The sequence below is a fragment of the Pseudomonas sp. TE21435 genome, from assembly GCF_056279265.1.
In genome coordinates this window covers 918,866-935,906 of the sequence record NZ_JBWBQZ010000001.1, presented here as the reverse complement: position 1 = coordinate 935,906, position 17,041 = coordinate 918,866, and the positions used below count along the sequence as shown (strand labels likewise).

The window sequence follows — 17,041 nt, the reverse complement described above, 5'->3', positions numbered from 1 at the left end:
CGGATCATCTACCAAGCACCAGACTTCTGGATTGACGAGCGCGCCGATAATCGGCCCGCATCAATAGCATCAGAAAAAGACACGCCGTCGCACTGCCGGCGATATCCATCGACAGCTGCAAGGTCTGAAAGGCTCGCCCCGCCTGGGCCTGGCCAAGCTCCCATTGGCAACTCGCAAACACATAGACGGTCGCAATCACTGCGGACCAATGCACGATGTAGATAGGGCGTGTCGCTCTGAATACTTTCGAGCGCAGGGCAACGAACCACCCAGCGCGCAGCCACGCTTTCGGCCATGCTTGCCGGGTGGACATTCTCGCGTGGAGCACCACCAGGAAAATACTCAGCAACACGACACCCAGGCCGCTGAGAAAGTGCTCCACCAGGCTCGCCTCTCCACCGCCTAGCCAGTCAAACAACGTGTTCAATTGCGCAACACTGCGCTGACGGCTGAACAACGCCAAGGCGCAACCTGCAAGGCCGATACTCGCACTGAGTATCAAGGTTTTCATGGGGTAAGCTGCTTTATTCATTCGCCTGTACCGTCAGTGTCAGTGCACTGGGTTGAGCATCGGACAGCCCATAGTGAACCGCTTGAATCGTTTTCACTTTCACATCGGCCTCCGATAGCACCACAGCAAATTCCGGCGTCCAGTCAGGGGACTTTCGGCGGCTCTCGTCACCACTATCGAAAAGCACATAATTGATCCCTTTCTTATTCTGGACCGATCGAAAGGCAACGCCATCGAAATCTACGCCCTTGTGGTACCTGATGAATTCGGTCAGGGCCTGAGTCATCACATAATCGGTATCCTCAGCACGCAGTGGCCGCCCAAGCTCTTCATGCAAGAGCCGCAGCATATGACGGTGCCGTGCTCGCTGTTGCTGCCCTCGCTCGAAAAGACTCAAGGCCTCAAGATGAAACTCGCCTTCCAATGCAGTGAAATCAAAGATCGTCATATCCCGTGTCGGCGAAAACGTTCCCACTACAACCGTGTCGCCGATGGAGGGTCGAACTTCGGCCACGCAGGTCTCCAGCGTTTGCGAGACATACAACAACGGCATGCCAGCAGCGCTCATGCGGTTGTTCGCCGCAGACAGCTTGGGTGGAGCGCTTAGCTGGGCACCTGGGTTCTCCAGAATCTCTTGCAGCTCTTTCTTAGAGCTGGCAATGCGCGCCCGGAATAGCTCACTGCCTGCCGCTAGCGTCTTTACAACCAAGGGAATTTCAGCGCCCTCATGAGGCTTGGCCCGCAAGGCCTCACATACCAGAGAACCAAAGAAATTCTGCACATCCTGATTGAAGTATCGACGCCCGTGGATGAGCTCATGAGCAAAGCCTTGCCATTCGCTTATAACCTCATCACGCAGAACGGCGAAGGTTCCTGCCGGCGTCTGCCGATAACGCTGGCCGGCCCGATAGAAGCCCTCGGTACTGGCTTCAGGATTGACCAACAAAGTGGCTATCAGCGCATTGGCCTTTTCGCTGTCACAGTGGATCGAGAGACCGACGACCTGGGCCAATTCAAAGCCAACGGCCTCTTCTGCGCTGGGCACGACTTCAAAATACTTTGGCAAATCCCCTTGGATACGATCGGCAATCATCTGGATGTCACGCGCTTTTTCCACTTCACGCTCGCACGCGCAACAGGTCCTGCGTTCACGCAACGTCATGGCCTGGGAGGCAATAATCCAATCGCCCAGGCAATCTCGACAAATCCATGCCTGAACCTTGTCCTCAGCATCAGCAAAAAGATCATTCAGTAGTCTGTAGCTCATACGAATCTCCCCCTGACACCCTTGCTCAACATCTGCCGATTACGCACCCCGGTAGCCTCCTTACCCGGCAGCCAAAAGGCTACGGTCGAACATGAACACCCCAGCCCCTTGCGGCGTATGCCGGTACAGTTGTTGTGGCCGTCCCAGCCTGGGCTGGTTCTTCTCGCCGGTATCCACCACCCAGCCCGCTGCCTTCATCCGCTCCAGGCGCTTGCGCAGCGAGGTGCCGTTGACCGCCTGCCCTAGGCACGCTTGTACCGCGGCCAAGGCATCCAGCACGGTAAAGCGCTCCGGCACCAGGTACAGCGGCAGGTTGCTGTACACAGTTTTGGCCGCCAGCCGTTCGCAAGCGCGCTCGACCAGCAGGCGATGGTCGAACGGCAGTAGCCGCTTGCGCGCCAACACCTCGTCGACGTCGACAAACATCGGTTGCGCGGCGTCGACCTCGCCATCTGGATCGAGCAGCGCCAGGTAGTAGGTGCTCAACGACCACCCTCGTGGATCACGAAAGGCATTGCCTTCGGTGCCGACCTGCTCCAGGTGGCGCGGCACTACCTGGGCCTTCTCCACCAACGCACGTTCCGCGGCGGCGTCCAGACTGTTGTCCGGAGTCCGGCCATTGACGATCACACCCGGCAAGGCCCACTGCCCGGCATGGGGTTCGCGATCACGCAGGTGCAGCAGCACTTGCAGACGCTGGGTTTGCGGCGACAGGCGCAGCGCTACGATATCCACGCTGGCCAAGACTTCAGGGCTACTCACAGGCTCACTCCATTTCTTCCGCCTATATTCCATCAGGGCAATTAAATAGATCAAGCGATAAATTCATCATAAAAGCACCCTTGACAGATTTAATTCACCAGATGGATTATATTGACCGTCCAGCCAGGGAGTGACCCCAAATGAAGACCGCCAGTTTCGACGTCGACGCGCAAAACGGCTTCACCAGCAACGCGCCCCAGGAGCTACCGGTCCCCGGTGGCGAGCAGATCGCCCCCGCGCTCAACGCCATGGCCCAACGCGCGTCCCTGCGCCTGGGCAGCAAGGACGCGCACCCGGCCAATGCCGCCTGGATGGTCGCCGACGCCGGGCAGATGCTGCAACCGCTGCCCCTGGCCAACGCCGACCTGACCTGGGTCAGCCACTGCGTCCCCGGCACGCCCGGCTTCGAACTGCTCCCCGGCCTGCCCGCCCCCATCGACTACGACTACTTCGTCTGGAAAGGCGTCGAACCCGACCTGCACCCCTACGGCGCCTGCTACCACGACCTGGCGGAACGCCGCTCCACCGGTGTCATCGAGTTCCTCAAGGTGCAACAGGTACAGGCGATCATCGTTGGTGGCCTGGCGCTGGACTACTGCGTGCGCACCACCGCCCTGCAACTGCGCCGCGCCGGTTTCGAGGTGTTGTTGTACCTGCCGGCCTGCCGCGCACTGAGCGCCGAGGGCGCGCAGCAGGCGTGCACAGAGATGGCCACCGCCGGCATCCACCTGTGCCCCGATGAACAGGACCTCGACCGCCAACTGGCGCAACTCAAGGAGGATCGCCCATGAGCGACAGCGTTTTCGGCCCACGGATCATCCAGAACCTGCTGGACACCGACTTCTACAAGATCACCATGATGCAGGCGGTGCTGCACAACTACCCCAACGCCGAGGTGGAATGGGAATTCCGCTGCCGCAACAACGAAGACCTGGCGCCCTACCTGGCCGAGATCCGCTACCAGATCGAACAACTGGCCGATGTCTCGGTAACCCACGACCAGCTGGCCTACCTTGAGAAGATCCCGTTCATCAAGGCGGATTTCATCCGTTTTCTCAGCCTGTTCCGCTTCAACCTGCGCTACGTGCAGGTAGGCCTGGACGCTACCGGACAGCTGGCGATCCACGTGCACGGCCCGTGGCTGCACGTGATCCTGTTCGAGATCCCGCTGCTGGCGATCATCAGCGAGGTGCGCAACCGCTACCGCTATCGCGAGGTAGTGATCGAGCAGGTCGGCGAGCGTCTGTACCAGAAGCTCGACTGGCTCAGGGCCGAGGCCAGCGACGACGAGCTTGCCGGCCTACAACTGGCCGACTTCGGCACCCGCCGGCGCTTCTCGTACCGGGTACAGGAAGAGGTGGTGCACATCCTCAAGCGCGACTTCCCGGGCAAGTTCGTCGGCACCAGCAACGTGCACCTGGCCCGCGAGTACCAGATCAAGCCGATCGGCACCATGGCCCACGAGTGGTTCATGGCCCACCAGCAGCTCGGTCCACGGCTGCTCGACAGCCAGGCCGCCGCACTGGAGTGCTGGGTGCGTGAGTATCGTGGTCAGTTGGGCATCGCCCTGACCGACTGCATCGGCATGGATGCCTTCATGCGCGACTTCGACCTGTATTTCACCAAGCTGTTCGACGGCCTGCGCCACGACTCGGGCGAGCCGCTGGCCTGGGCCGAGAAAGCCATCGCGCACTACCAGCGGCTGGGCATCGACCCCAGGAGCAAGACCCTGATCTTCTCCGATGGCCTGGACTTCCAGAAGATGCTCGAGCTGTACCGTGCGCTTAATGGCCGTATCCAGGTCAGCTTTGGCATCGGCACCAACCTCACCTGCGACATTCCCGGTGTCACGCCGATGAACATCGTGATCAAGATGACCGCGTGCAATGGCGCGCCGGTGGCAAAGATCTCCGACAGCCCAGGCAAGACCCAGTGCCGGGACGAGAACTTCGTGGCGTACCTGCGGCATGTGTTCAAGGTCGATTGACCGCGAAGCCGGCCTGCCCCTTGCGGACAAGCACGCCGCTCAGCCAGCTGATCCAGGAGCCCTGGCGCGCTTGCCACGCGCCAGGCCCGCGTCAATCGTTACCACTGGCCACTTGCGAGGCAGCCAACGATTTCCCAACCGCTGTATTCCCACCAGGAATAGCGCTCATCGGCGCAGTTTCTGGCAAGGCTTGCCACCTGGATGCTCTTGGCTGGTTGAGCGCTAGCGAAGGGCGTCCCAAGCGAGGAGGTTCCCTGGTTGACGGCTTGCGGCGCAGCGATGGAGGCCGGGTGCACGGAAGCGTTCGCAACAGTGATGCCGAAGGTGAGCGCTACGGATACGGCCAGGGCAGTCATTGGCTTTTTCATGTTGGAAATCCTTTCAGTGATCTGACAGGCGCACAGGCATTGGCCCGACCTGCCAACATCGTGACAGGCCAGGCTATCGGCAAACCTATCACCGCCGGGCCAACGGCACAGTCGCTCAACTGTGCTATTGACAGAACGCTGTGCAAAGCGCGCATTCGTGGCGCCTCTGGCCACCAAGGTTTTTCACCCTCCCCCTCGTTGCCACGCACATTTGCTTGTATGGTGTTGTCCAAGAAGGATGTTTTACCCGCACAGGAAAGACCAGATGCCCCAACGCAATGTCATCAACGCCTCCGTCAGCCCCAAGGGCAGCCTGGAGACGCTGTCGCAACGTGAAGTCCAGCAACTGAGCGAAGTCGGTACCGGCAGCCTCTACACCCTGTTCCGCCAGTGCGCCCTGGCCATCCTCAACACCGGCGCCCATGTCGACAATGCCAAGACCATCCTCGAGGCCTACAAGGACTTCGAGGTGCGCATCCACCAGCAGGACCGCGGCGTGCGCCTGGAACTGCTCAACGCCCCGGCCGACGCCTTCGTCGATGGCGAGATGATTGCCAGTACCCGCGAGATGCTGTTCAGCGCCCTGCGCGACATCGTCTACACCGAGAGCGAACTGGCCAGCCAGCGCATCGACCTGGAAAGCTCGCAAGGCATCACCGACTACGTCTTCCACCTGCTGCGCAACGCCCGCACCCTGCGCCCCGGTGTCGAGCCGAAGATGGTGGTGTGCTGGGGCGGCCACTCGATCAGCACCGAGGAATACCAGTACACCAAGAAGGTCGGCCACGAGCTGGGCCTGCGCAAGCTGGATGTCTGCACCGGCTGCGGCCCGGGCGTGATGAAAGGGCCGATGAAGGGCGCCACCATCGCCCATGCCAAGCAGCGCATGCACGGCAGCCGCTACCTGGGCCTGACCGAGCCGGGCATCATCGCCGCCGAGGCGCCCAACCCGATCGTCAACGAGCTGGTGATCCTGCCGGACATCGAGAAGCGTCTTGAAGCCTTCGTGCGTGTCGGCCACGGCATCATCATCTTCCCCGGCGGCGCCGGTACCGCCGAGGAGTTCCTCTACCTGCTCGGCATCCTCATGCACCCGGACAACCAGGGCCTGCCGTTCCCGGTGGTGCTCACCGGGCCGCGCAGCGCCGAGCCGTTCCTGCTGCAGTTGCATGCCTTCGTCGGCGCCACCCTCGGCGAGGCGGCGCAACGCCACTACCAGATCATCATCGACGACCCGGCCGAAGTGGCCCGGCAGATGGTCGAGGGGCTGAAGGCAGTCAAGCAGTTCCGCCGCGAGCGCAACGACGCCTTCCACTTCAACTGGCTGCTGAAGATCGACGAAGGCTTCCAGCGCCCGTTCGACCCGACCCACGAGAACATGGCCAACCTGGCCCTGCGCCGCGACCTGCCGCCACACGAGCTGGCGGCCAACCTGCGCCGGGCGTTCTCGGGCGTCGTTGCCGGCAACGTCAAGGACAAGGGCATCCGCCTGATCGAGGAGCACGGGCCTTACCAGATCCGCGGCGATGCGGCGATCCTCGACCCGCTCGGGCGCCTGCTGCAGGCGTTCGTCGACCAGCACCGCATGAAGTTGCCCGGTGGGGCGGCGTATGTGCCGTGCTATGAAGTAGTGGCCTGAGGGCACTGGGGGCCGCTTTGCGGCCCTTTCGCCGGCGAACTGGCGCCCACAGCAGCCAATAACTCCTGATTTTTCGCAATATTTTGCAGATATTTCCTGCGCCAGGTGGTGAACCTGCCCACAAAAAAACGGTCTTTCGCTGACGGTCAATCCACCCGACCGGATCGCCGGCCCAGTCATCGGGCCTTCATTCGTCCTGTTTCAGCGAAGACCAGCATGCCAGACATCCAGCCCGCTTCCCCTGCCCTCACCGCCCTGCGCGGTGGCCTGATCGCCGCCCTGATCGCCCTCGCCGCCCCGGCCCACGCCGAAGAGCCGGCCACTGATGCGCGTTGGGTCAGTGACAGCCTGAACACTTACGTACGCAGCGGCCCTACCGATGGCCACCGCATCGTCGGCACGCTCAAGTCCGGGCAGAAGGTCACCCTGGTCACCAGCCAAGGCAACTACAGCCAGGTACGCGGGCAAAGCGGCGACCTGGTGTGGATCCTCACCAGCGACCTGCAGGCGGTGCCCGGTCAGAGCGAGCGCCTGCCGCAGCTCGACGCCCAGGTGGCCGAACTGTCCGGCCAGCTCAAGACCATCGACGACAGCTGGAAGAACCGCGTGCAGGGCATGCAGGAGACCCTCGACTCGCGCAAGGCGCTGATCGACGAGCTGGAAACCCGCAACAAGGCACTCAACGAGCAGCTCGAGCAGAGCCAGTCGAGCCTGCGCGACACCCAGGCGCGCCTGGGTGACGAGAACAAGCAGGTGATGATGCGCTACATGGTGTATGGCGGCAGCATCGCCGGCGCCGGGCTGCTGGCGGGGCTGATCCTGCCGGCGCTGACCCGTGGGCGCAAACGCAACGATCGCTGGTTCTGACCAGCATGGCCGCTACATTTTCAAGAAAATGCTGAAACTGTTCCCGTGATTGCGATGTTTTTGCGATAAATCTTGCAGGCTAAGGTTGCCCTACCTACCACTCAGGGACCCTGATGCCATGAAAGCCATCGTCTTCACCCAACACGGCCTGCCGCTTACCGACCCGGCCTCGCTCTATGACAGCGACCTGCCCGCCCCTGCCCCCGGCCCACGCGATTTGCTGGTGGAGGTCCGCGCCATCGCGGTCAACCCGGTCGATACCAAGGTCCGCGCCGGCAGCGGCAGCACCAGCCAACCCAAGGTGCTGGGCTGGGATGCGGTCGGTGTGGTGCGCGCCATCGGTGAACAGGTGACCCTGTTCCAGCCCGGCGACGAGGTTTTCTATGCCGGTGCCATCGACCGCCCCGGCAGCTACAGCGAACTGCATCTGGTCGATGAGCGCATCGTCGGCCACAAGCCGCGTAGCCTGGACAATGCCAGCGCCGCCGCCCTGCCGTTGACCTCGATCACCGCCTGGGAGCTGCTGTTCGACCGCCTGGGCGTGCGCGAAGGCGGCGGCGAAGGGCAAAGCCTGCTGATCGTCGGCGCCGGCGGTGGCGTGGGCTCGATCCTCACCCAGCTGGCGCGCCAGCTCACCAGCCTCACCGTGATCGGCACCGCCTCGCGCCCTGAAACCCAGGCCTGGGTACGCCAACTCGGCGCCCACCAGGTGATCGATCACAACCAGCCGCTGGCACCCCAGCTGGAGGCCGTGGGCATAGGCCAGGTGGACCTGGTGATCAGCCTGACCCACACCGACCGCCACTTCGCCCAGTTGGTCGAGGTGCTGCGCCCACAAGGCCGCCTGGCACTGATCGACGACCCGACCAGCCTCGACGTGGTGCCGCTCAAGCGCAAGTCGCTGTCGTTGCACTGGGAGCTGATGTTCACCCGTTCGCTGTACCAGACCACCGACATGATCAAGCAGCACGCACTGCTGGAGCGAATCGCTGGGCTGGTCGATGAAGGCGTGATCAAGACCACGCTGGGCGAGCATTTCGGCGCGATCAACGCGGCCAACCTGCGCCGCGCCCACGAGTTGATCGAAAGCGGCAAGGCAAAGGGCAAGGTTGTACTGGAAGGTTTCTAGTCCGATAGGGGCCCTGTAGGCGCGATGACGTACCTGCAGGCGCCTTGCTAGCCAAGCTCGGCAAACTTCTCCCCCAGGTAGCTGCGCAACCGCTGGATCGCCGGCGACACCGCCTGGCGGTGCACGCACACCAGTTGCAGCGGCGCCGCCTGGCAGCATTCTGGTGGGAACAGCTCCACGAGCCGCCCGGCCCGCACGTCGGCCAGCACATCCAACCGCGACTTGTAGACGATCCCCAGCCCCGCCACCGCCCAACGGCGGACGACATCGGCGTCGTCACTGGTGCGATCGCCCGAAACACTCACCGTCCTGACCCCGTCCGGCAGGTGGAAGCCCCAGCGTTCGTGGGTCTGCTCGCCCATCACATAGCGCAGGCAGTTGTGCCCGACCAGTTCCTCCGGCGTGCGCGGCGCGCCATGGCGGGCGATGTAGGCCGGCGCGGCGCACAGCGTGCGGCGGTTGTCCGCAGCCAGGGGCAGCGCCACCAGGCCCGAATCGGCCAACTGGCCATAGCGGATACTGGCATCCAGGCGATCCCCCACCATGTCCGCCACCTGGTCGCTCAGACGCAGTTGCAGGCTGATGCCCGGGTGCTGCAACTGGAACTCGTCGAGCCAGGGCAGCAGCACATTGCGCCCCAGGTCCGAGGGCATGGACAGGCGCAACATCCCGCCGATCTCCTCACGCCCCTGCTCCAGGGCCATTTCGCCCTCCACCAGTGCCTCGAGCACCTGGCGCGCATGGGGCAGGTAGCGTTGGCCTTCATCCGACAGGCGCAGGCGCCGGGTCGAACGCACCAGCAGGCGGAACCCCAGGCTGCGTTCCAGGCGCTGCACGGCGCCGCTGGCCAGGGCCGGCGAGATGTCCAGCTGGCGCGCCGCCGCGGAGAAACTGCCGGTTGCCACGGTACTGACGAACACCTGCAGGTCGTCCATGCGCACGAGTTTCTTCATGCCGGCACCTCGCTGTCCAGGCGCCGCGCATCGCGGCGCACGGCCTGCGGCGGAATGCCGAAGCCGCGCAGGAACGCCTCGCGCAGATGCCGACGATCGCGAAAACCGGTCTCGCGAGCTACCACATCAAGGCTGTGGCGGCTCTGTTCGATCAGCAGCCGCGCCGCCTCCAGGCGCAGGCGCTCGATGGCCTTGGCCGGCGATTCACCGGTCTCGGCGCTGAACACGCGACTGAACTGACGCGGGCTCAGGTGCGCCACCTCGGCCAGTGTCTCGACGGTCAGGGGCTGCCCCAGGTGCCCGCGCACATGCTCCAGCGCCGCCTGGATACGGTCCGAGCGTGGCGCCATGGCCAACAGCTGTGAATGTTGCGATTGCCCGCCCGAACGGCGCTGGTGCATCACCAGGCGATGGGCCACGCCCCGGGCGATCTCGGCGCCCAGGTCCTGCTCGACCATGCCCAGGGCCATGTCGATGCAGGCGGTCATGCCGGCCGAGGTCCACAGGTTGCCATCGGCGATGAAGATGCGGTCTTCCTCCAGCTGGATGCGCGGAAACATCTCGCGGAACTCACGGGCAAAGGCCCAGTGGGTGGTGGCGCGGCGCCCGTCGAGCAGGCCGGCCTGCGCCAGTATGAAAGCCCCGGTGCAGATGCCCGCCGTGCGCCGGGCCTGGCCGCCGAGGCGCCGCACCAGCGCAACCGACTCGGGTGTAGGCGGTAAGTCGACCGGCGACAAGGTGCCCGCCACCAGCCAGGTATCGGCATGGCTCGGCGACCCTACCGCCTGGGTGTCGAGCACCAGGCCCAGCGACGAACGCAGCGGGCCGCCTGCGACACTGAAGTTGCCCAAGGCGTAGACCGGCCGCCCGGCCAGCAGGTTGGCGAACTCGAACACCGACTGCGAGGCCAGCGCCATCACCTGGAACCCTTCGCACAACAGATAACCGACCCGATGCATGGGTACACTCCGGAGCATGTCTCGAATACGTGCTATATGCGTCATTTGCGCCAACGGCAAAGCCTAGCATCATGGCCTCACCCCAACCCACGGAGTCACAACCATGAGCTCGAAAGGCACCGCACTCATCACTGGCGCATCCACCGGCATCGGTGCTGTGTACGCCGAACAACTGGCCCGCCGTGGCCACGACCTGATCCTGGTGGCGCGCAACCGCGAACGCCTCAACGCGCAGGCTGAGCGCCTCACCACCCTGACCGGCCGCAGCGTCGAGGTACTGCCGGCGGACCTGGCCGATGCCCGGGACCTGGCATCCATCGAAGCGCGCCTGCGCGAGGACGCCAGCATCGACCTGCTGGTCAACAATGCAGGGGTCGGCACCCACACTTCGCTGCTGGACAGCGACGTGGAGCAGATGAGCCGGATGATCGCCCTCAACGTCACTGCCCTCACCCGCCTGACCTACGCGGCGGTACCCGGTTTCGTCACCCGCGGGCGCGGCGCGGTGATCAACATCTCGTCGGTGGTGAGCCTGGCGCCCGAACTGCTGAATGGCGTGTATGGCGCGAGCAAGGCCTATGTCACCGCCTTCAGCCAGTCGCTGCACAAGGAACTGGCCGGCAGCGGCGTGCAGGTCCAGGCCGTGCTGCCCGGCGCCACCGCCACGGACTTCTGGGCCATCGGCGGGCTGCCGGTGGAAAACCTCGACCCGGCTATCGTGATGACGGCGCAGGACCTGGTCGAGGCGGCGTTGCAGGACTTCGATGCGCAGCGGTTGATCTCGATCCCGTCACTGCATGAGTTCGAGCGCTACGAAGCCTTTGAAGGTGCCCGCCTGGGCCTGGCCGGGCAGTTGTCAAACCAGCGTCTGGCGCATCGTTACGGCCTGTAGACACGACGGCTCGGGCAGCCATTCATCGGGTAGGGTCTACGCTGAAGGGTTCATGACAACGAGACCCTGCCCATGCATCTGCGACTTTGCACTTTGGCCCTCGCCCTCGCCTGCGCTACCGCCCAGGCCGCCGAGCCCACGCCCCAGGAGCTGTACAGCCAGGCCCAGGCAGAACAGCCTCATTACCTGGAAACCCTCAAGTCCCTGGTTTCGGTGGACACCGGCACCGGTACCGAGGCGGGCCTGAAACAGGTCGGCGCCGAGCTGGTGAAACGCCTTGAGGCCCTCGGCGCCAAGGTCACCACCCAGCCGGCCACGCCGTCGGTGGGCGACAACATCGTCGGCACATTCAAGGGCACCGGCAACAAGGACTTCCTGCTGATGGTCCACTACGACACGGTGTTCGGCCCCGGTACCGTGGCCAAGCGCCCGTTCCGTATCGAAGGCGAACGCGCCTATGGCCCTGGCGTGGCCGATGCCAAGGGCGGCGTGGCGATGATCCTGCATGCGCTGAAGCTGCTGCAGGACCAGCAGTACAAGGGCTATCGCACCCTCACCGTGCTGTTCAACCCGGACGAGGAAATGGGCTCGGCAGGCTCCAGGCAGCTAATCGCCGAGCTGGCGCGCCAGCACGACGTCGTCTTTTCCTACGAGCCACCGGACAAGGACGCGGTGACCGTCGCCACCAACGGCATCAACCGCCTGAAACTCACGGTGAACGGCCGTGCCTCCCACGCCGGCTCCGCGCCCGAGGCCGGGCGCAACGCGCTGATCGAACTGGCGCACCAGTTGCTGCAATTGAACGCTCTCGGCGACAAGGACAAGGGCACCACTGTCAACTGGACCCTGGCCAAGGCCGGGGAAAAGGCCAACATCATCCCTGCCCAGGCCAGCGCCGAGGCCGACATGCGTTATTCCGACCTGAGCGAAACCGAGCGGGTGCAGGAGGATGCCCTGCGGATCATCAAGAAGCAGTTGGTCGCCGATACCCAGGTCGAGCTGGTCATGGAGAAAGGCCGGCCGCCGCTGGCGAAGAACGACGCCTCCACGCAGCTTGCACAAACTGCGCGGCAGCTCTACAGCAAGATCGACCGGCAACTGCAGCCCATCGCCATGCGCTTCGGCACCGACGCCGGCTACGCCTACGTGCCCGACAGCGACAAGCCCGCAGTGCTGGAGACCCTGGGCGTGGTCGGCGCCGGCCTGCATGGCGACGACGAGTACATGGAGATCGCCAGCGTGGCGCCGCGCCTGTACCTGACGGTGGCAATGATCAGGCAACTGGCGCAATAGGCCACTGCGCAGGAGCGCCGATGAACATCCTCTACGACGAACGTGTAGACGGCCCGTTGCCCAGCGTGGACAAGCCGGCGCTGCTGGCCGCACTGCGCGAGGCCCTGCCCGACCTGGACATCCTGCACCGCAGCGAAGACCTCAAGCCCTATGAGTGCGACGGCCTCTCGGCCTACCGCACGCTGCCCCTGCTGGTGGCACTGCCCGAGCGCCTGGAACAGGTGCAGGCGCTACTGCGGCTCTGCCACCAGCGCGGCGTGCCGGTGGTCGCGCGCGGTGCCGGCACCGGTCTGTCGGGCGGCGCGTTGCCGCTGAGCCAGGGCATCCTGCTGGTGATGGCACGGTTCAACCGCATCCTCGAAGTCAACCCGCAAGGCCGCTTCGCCAGGGTCCAGCCCGGCGTGCGCAACCTGGCGATTTCCCAGGCGGCGGCACCCTACGGCTTGTACTACGCGCCGGATCCCTCCTCGCAGATCGCCTGCTCGATCGGCGGCAATGTCGCCGAGAACGCCGGCGGCGTGCACTGCCTGAAGTACGGTCTGACCGTGCACAACCTGCTCAAGGTGGACATTCTCACCGTCGAGGGCGAGCGCCTGACCCTCGGCAGCGACGCCCTGGACAGCCCCGGCTTCGACCTGCTGGCGCTGTTCACCGGCTCCGAGGGCCTGCTCGGCATCGTCACCGAGGTCACCGTCAAGCTGCTGCCCAGGCAACAAGTGGCGCGGGTGCTGCTGGCCAGCTTCGCCAGCGTCGAGGACGCCGGGCGCGCGGTGGCCGATATCATCGCCGCCGGGATCATCCCGGCAGGCCTTGAGATGATGGACAACCTGGCGATCCGCGCTGCCGAGGCCTTCATCCACGCCGGCTACCCGGTGGACGCGGCGGCGATCCTGCTGTGCGAGCTGGACGGGGTCGAGGCCGATGTGCACGACGACTGCGCCCGCGTCGATGCCGTGCTGCGCCAGGCCGGTGCCCGCGAGGTGCGCCTGGCCTGCGACGAAGCCGAGCGCGAGCGCTTCTGGGCCGGGCGCAAGAACGCCTTCCCGGCAGTGGGGCGCATTTCGCCGGACTACTACTGCATGGACGGCACCATCCCGCGGCGCGAGCTGCCGCGAGTGCTCGCTGGCATCAGCCAACTGTCCGAGACATACGGCCTGCGGGTCGCCAACGTGTTCCATGCCGGCGACGGCAACATGCACCCGCTGATCCTGTTCGACGCCAACCTGCCCGGCGAGCTGGAACGCGCCGAAGCCCTCGGTGGCCGGATCCTCGAGCTGTGTGTGGCGGTGGGCGGCAGCATCACCGGCGAGCACGGCGTGGGCCGGGAGAAGATCAACCAGATGTGCGCCCAGTTCAACAGCGACGAGATCACCCTGTTCCATGCGGTCAAGGCCGCCTTCGACCCACGGGGCCTGCTCAACCCGGGCAAGAACATCCCCACCCTGCAGCGCTGCGCCGAGTTCGGCGCGCTGCATGTGCACCATGGGCAGTTGCCCTTCCCCGACCTGGAGCGCTTCTGATGGGCACGGATCTCAGCCAGCAGTGGCTGGAGCAGGTCAACCAGGCGTTGCGCCAGGGTACCGCGCTGCGCATCCAGGGCGGCAACAGCAAGGCCATGCTTGGCCGCCCGGTGACCGGCGAGCTGGTCGATACCCGTGGGCACAGCGGTATCGTCAGCTATGACCCTACCGAACTGGTGCTCACCGCCCGCGCCGGCACGCCGCTGCGCGAGATCGAGGCGACGCTCCGCGAGGCCGGGCAGATGCTGCCTTGCGAGCCGCCGCACCTGGGGCCCGAGGCGACGCTGGGCGGCATGGTCGCCGCCGGGCTTTCGGGACCGCGCCGGCCCTGGGCAGGCGCGGTGCGCGACTATGTGCTGGGCACCCGGCTGATCACCGGCCACGGCAAGCACCTGCGCTTTGGCGGCGAGGTGATGAAGAATGTCGCCGGCTACGACGTATCGCGGCTGATGGCGGGCAGCTTCGGTTGCCTGGGGCTGCTTACCGAGGTTTCGTTGAAGGTGCTGCCCAGGCCGCGCCAGTGCCTGGGCCTGCGCCTGGAAATGGATGCCCGCCAGGCGCTGGCCAGGTTGGCCGAATGGGGCCAGCAGCCATTGCCGATCAGCGCCGCCAGCCACGACGGCGAGGCGCTGCACCTGCGCCTGGAGGGCGGCGAAGGCTCGGTGCGCTCGGCACGCGAGCGCCTGGGCGGCGAGGTACTCGACCCGCAGTACTGGGGCGACCTGCGCGAGCAACGCCTGGCGTTCTTCACCGCGCCGGCCGCGTTGTGGCGGCTGTCCCTGCCCATCACCTGCGGCGTGCTAGATCTGCCCGGGCAGCAGTTGATCGACTGGGGCGGCGCCCAGCGCTGGCTCAAGTCCGAGGCGCCGGCGGCCACCCTGCGTGCCCTGCTGGCCGAGGTCGGCGGCCATGCCACCGCCTACGCGCCCGGCGACGACAGCAGCGCGCCTCTGGACCCGATGACGCTGCGCTACCACCAGGCGCTGAAGCGCCAACTCGACCCCCAGGGCATCTTCAACCCTGGCCGCCTGTATGCACACTTGTGAGGCCACGGCATGCAAACCCGACTGAGTGACTCCGCCCGCTGCCTGGCCCGCGCCGACGAGGCCGAGCGCATCCTGCGCTCTTGCGTGCACTGCGGCTTCTGCACCGCCACCTGCCCCACCTACCAGTTGCTCGGCGACGAGCTGGACGGCCCACGCGGGCGCATCTACCTGATCAAGCAGGTGCTCGAAGGCGAACCGGTCAGCGCCAGCACCCAGACGCACCTGGACCGTTGCCTGAGCTGTCGCAATTGCGAGACGAGCTGCCCGTCAGGGGTGCAGTACCACAACCTGCTGGATATCGGCCGTGCGGTGGTCGACCGTCAGGTGCCGCGACCACTGGGCCAGCGCCTGCTGCGCGGCGGCTTGCGTGCGGTAGTGCCGCGGCCGGCGCTGTTCAAGGCCTTGCTCCACACCGGCCTAGCCCTGCGCCCCCTGCTCCCTGCCAACCTCAAGGCCAAGCTGCCGCCACGGATCGCCGCCGCCGGCCAGCGCCCGCCAACGGGTCACGCCCGCCGCGTATTGCTGCTTGAGGGTTGCGTGCAGCAAGCGCTCTCACCCAATACCAACGCTGCCACCGCACGCCTGCTCGACCGCCTCGGTATCAGTGTCGAACCGATAGCCGAGGCCGCTTGCTGCGGCGCCGTGGACTATCACCTGGATGCCCAGGCACGCGGCCTGGAGCGTGCCCGACGCAACATCGACGCCTGGTGGCCGGCCATCGAGGCCGGCGCCGAGGCCATCGTGCAGACCGCCAGCGGCTGCGGCGCATTCGTGCGCGACTATGGTCACTTGCTCGAAGGCGACCCACGCTATGCCGACAAGGCCGCCAAGGTCAGCGCGCTGTCCCGTGACCTGGTGCAGGTGCTGCAGGCCGAGCCACTGGAGCAACTGGGGGTGTGCGCCGAGCAACGCCTGGCCTTTCACTGCCCGTGTACCTTGCAGCACGCGCTCAAGCTCGGCGGCGCGGTGGAAAGCCTGCTGACGCGCCTGGGCTTTCACCTCACCCCGGTGCCCGATGGCCACCTGTGCTGCGGCTCGGCCGGCACCTATTCGCTGACCCAGCCGACGCTGGCGCGGCAATTGCGCGATGATCGCCTGCATGCCCTGGAGAGCGGCAGCCCACAGGTCATTGCCACTGCCAACATCGGTTGCCAGGTGCACCTTGGAAGCGCTGGGCGAACACCGGTGCGGCACTGGGTCGAGATCGTCGAGGCGGCGCTCGATCCCAAGCCTTCTGACGGGGCATGAACGGACTCGGCAACAGGCGCTGGAGCTGACGCGGATCAAGGCGATGTTCAACCTCCTGCCTATATTTTCGGAACCCTCCTACCAAAAGCAAGGACGCTTCTTGATTGTTGCCACACCCTTGGCAAAACATCATCCGACCTGGAGACGTTACGGTCGCCCCGACGCGGCCAACCCCATCCAGACGAGGCCATGCCATGCCCACACACGACCGCCCCACCCGCGAACTGCGCCATACCCTGCGCCAGTTGCTGGCCCATGAAGTCAGCAACCCCGACGACAACCCGAACCTGTCGGGCGTGCGCTTCTTCTGCGCCACCGACGAGCACACCCGCCAACTGATCGAGCGCGTCGAGCTGCTCGCCAGCGAGGCCTTTTTCGACGCCAAGGGCCGCGCCATCCCCGCCCGCATGCGCGAGGCCACGGTGGATGGCGTATGCATCAGGCAGAAACGCAAGGCCTGCGACGACCAAACGGTGATCCGCATCGCGCTGCCCGAAAAAGGCTACATCACCATCAGCACCGCCCGACTTTGATCGCCTGTATGCGCCTCATCGCTGGCAAGCCAGCTCCCACAAGGAAGGCACCGGGCTCGAAGTCGGC

Annotated in this window: 17 protein-coding genes; 11 read left to right on the top strand and 6 right to left on the bottom strand. The window is 65.3% G+C overall.

What is annotated here, in order from left to right; all coding sequences use genetic code 11:
* Positions 1-4: 4 nt before the first annotated feature.
* The 3 genes from ACZ9C1_RS04220 to ACZ9C1_RS04210 are packed head-to-tail and all read right to left on the bottom strand — an operon-like array spanning position 5 to position 2,540.
* A complete protein-coding gene (locus ACZ9C1_RS04220; RefSeq protein ID WP_277503724.1) occupies positions 5-511 on the bottom strand; it encodes a hypothetical protein in 507 nt (168 codons plus the stop codon).
* A 13-nt stretch (positions 512-524) separates the two neighbouring features.
* A complete protein-coding gene (locus ACZ9C1_RS04215; protein WP_476253639.1) occupies positions 525-1,778 on the bottom strand; it encodes an RES family NAD+ phosphorylase in 1,254 nt (417 codons plus the stop codon).
* Positions 1,779-1,838: 60 nt separating this feature from the next.
* Positions 1,839-2,540: an NUDIX hydrolase gene (locus ACZ9C1_RS04210; RefSeq protein ID WP_214501558.1), complete on the bottom strand. Its 702-nt coding sequence runs from the start codon at positions 2,538-2,540 to the stop codon at positions 1,839-1,841.
* Positions 2,541-2,680: 140 nt separating this feature from the next.
* Between ACZ9C1_RS04210 and ACZ9C1_RS04205 the strand changes: the two genes are divergently transcribed.
* Together ACZ9C1_RS04205 and pncB are read left to right on the top strand one after the other, a co-directional pair.
* The gene (locus ACZ9C1_RS04205; RefSeq protein WP_277503722.1) at positions 2,681-3,331 is read left to right on the top strand and encodes a nicotinamidase; all 651 of its coding nucleotides are present in this window, start codon (positions 2,681-2,683) and stop codon (positions 3,329-3,331) included.
* A complete protein-coding gene (pncB, locus tag ACZ9C1_RS04200; protein WP_277503720.1) occupies positions 3,328-4,527 on the top strand; it encodes a nicotinate phosphoribosyltransferase in 1,200 nt (399 codons plus the stop codon). Before ACZ9C1_RS04205 ends, pncB begins: the two co-directional genes overlap by 4 nt.
* Before the next feature lie 98 nt (positions 4,528-4,625).
* Here the strand turns inward: pncB and ACZ9C1_RS04195 are convergent, their stop codons facing one another.
* Complete coding sequence (locus tag ACZ9C1_RS04195; protein ID WP_277503718.1) at positions 4,626-4,895, bottom strand: hypothetical protein; 270 nt, start codon at positions 4,893-4,895, stop codon at positions 4,626-4,628.
* Positions 4,896-5,160: 265 nt separating this feature from the next.
* On the opposite strand from ACZ9C1_RS04195, the gene ppnN reads away from it, so the two are divergent.
* From ppnN to ACZ9C1_RS04180, 3 genes are all read left to right on the top strand, one after another.
* Entirely contained in the window at positions 5,161-6,534 is a 1,374-nt protein-coding gene (ppnN, locus tag ACZ9C1_RS04190; RefSeq protein ID WP_046855903.1) for a nucleotide 5'-monophosphate nucleosidase PpnN, read from the top strand.
* Positions 6,535-6,750: 216 nt separating this feature from the next.
* A complete protein-coding gene (locus ACZ9C1_RS04185; RefSeq protein ID WP_094011156.1) occupies positions 6,751-7,401 on the top strand; it encodes a TIGR04211 family SH3 domain-containing protein in 651 nt (216 codons plus the stop codon).
* Between the two features lie 118 nt (positions 7,402-7,519).
* Complete coding sequence (locus ACZ9C1_RS04180; protein ID WP_457378084.1) at positions 7,520-8,530, top strand: zinc-binding alcohol dehydrogenase family protein; 1,011 nt, start codon at positions 7,520-7,522, stop codon at positions 8,528-8,530.
* A 47-nt stretch (positions 8,531-8,577) separates the two neighbouring features.
* Here ACZ9C1_RS04180 and ACZ9C1_RS04175 read toward each other — a convergent pair whose 3' ends face one another.
* A complete protein-coding gene (locus ACZ9C1_RS04175; RefSeq protein ID WP_198754498.1) occupies positions 8,578-9,483 on the bottom strand; it encodes a LysR family transcriptional regulator in 906 nt (301 codons plus the stop codon).
* Complete coding sequence (locus ACZ9C1_RS04170; protein WP_139670826.1) at positions 9,480-10,442, bottom strand: GlxA family transcriptional regulator; 963 nt, start codon at positions 10,440-10,442, stop codon at positions 9,480-9,482. Before ACZ9C1_RS04170 ends, ACZ9C1_RS04175 begins: the two co-directional genes overlap by 4 nt.
* A 103-nt stretch (positions 10,443-10,545) precedes the next feature.
* On the opposite strand from ACZ9C1_RS04170, the gene ACZ9C1_RS04165 reads away from it, so the two are divergent.
* The 6 genes from ACZ9C1_RS04165 (at position 10,546) to ACZ9C1_RS04140 (ending at position 16,974) form a co-directional block, all read left to right on the top strand.
* Positions 10,546-11,334 (top strand): SDR family NAD(P)-dependent oxidoreductase, encoded by a 789-nt coding sequence (locus tag ACZ9C1_RS04165; RefSeq protein ID WP_457378083.1) that lies wholly within the window; start codon positions 10,546-10,548, stop codon positions 11,332-11,334.
* 72 nt (positions 11,335-11,406) lie between these two features.
* Positions 11,407-12,627 (top strand): M20/M25/M40 family metallo-hydrolase, encoded by a 1,221-nt coding sequence (locus tag ACZ9C1_RS04160; RefSeq protein WP_476253638.1) that lies wholly within the window; start codon positions 11,407-11,409, stop codon positions 12,625-12,627.
* A 20-nt stretch (positions 12,628-12,647) separates the two neighbouring features.
* Complete coding sequence (gene glcD, locus ACZ9C1_RS04155; RefSeq protein ID WP_476253637.1) at positions 12,648-14,147, top strand: glycolate oxidase subunit GlcD; 1,500 nt, start codon at positions 12,648-12,650, stop codon at positions 14,145-14,147.
* Positions 14,147-15,193: a glycolate oxidase subunit GlcE gene (gene glcE / locus ACZ9C1_RS04150; RefSeq protein WP_476253636.1), complete on the top strand. Its 1,047-nt coding sequence runs from the start codon at positions 14,147-14,149 to the stop codon at positions 15,191-15,193. The genes glcD and glcE overlap by 1 nt, the downstream gene beginning before the upstream one ends.
* A 9-nt stretch (positions 15,194-15,202) precedes the next feature.
* Positions 15,203-16,441, top strand: a complete 1,239-nt coding sequence (gene glcF / locus ACZ9C1_RS04145; RefSeq protein WP_476253635.1) for a glycolate oxidase subunit GlcF — start codon at positions 15,203-15,205, stop codon at positions 16,439-16,441.
* 194 nt (positions 16,442-16,635) lie between these two features.
* Positions 16,636-16,974, top strand: a complete 339-nt coding sequence (locus ACZ9C1_RS04140; RefSeq protein WP_102684941.1) for a hypothetical protein — start codon at positions 16,636-16,638, stop codon at positions 16,972-16,974.
* Positions 16,975-17,041 lie beyond the last annotated feature (67 nt).